The organism is Pseudomonas alkylphenolica (genome assembly GCF_004025535.1).
Taxonomy (GTDB): Bacteria; Pseudomonadota; Gammaproteobacteria; order Pseudomonadales; family Pseudomonadaceae; genus Aquipseudomonas; species Aquipseudomonas alkylphenolica_A.
Window position 1 is genome coordinate 1 of record NZ_QJRG01000009.1, and the last position, 255, is coordinate 255.

Below are 255 nucleotides of genomic sequence, written 5' to 3' on the forward strand. Positions count from 1 at the left end.
GGGCCTTGGCGAAAGCGATGCGGGTTTCTGCTTCGATGTCGGCCTGGTTGCGGGTCAGGGCGCGACCCACCAGGTTCTGTTTGGCGATACTGGTATCCGCCCACCAGGCGGCCAACCTTGCCGCGCCCTGGGGGCAGCCATTCATGCCCAGCACGCACTGGGCGATCTGCGCCGCGAAGGCCTGGCCCCACACCGGCTGCTTGCGGTCGTAGAGGTCGAGCGCGCGCTCGAGCAGTTCGCTGTCCAGCCAGGCGA

The 255-nt window shown here is 68.2% G+C and carries 1 pseudogene; it reads right to left on the reverse strand.

The window, feature by feature from the left end:
- Positions 1-255, reverse strand: a pseudogene (locus tag DM813_RS28845) (hypothetical protein); the annotation flags it as partial.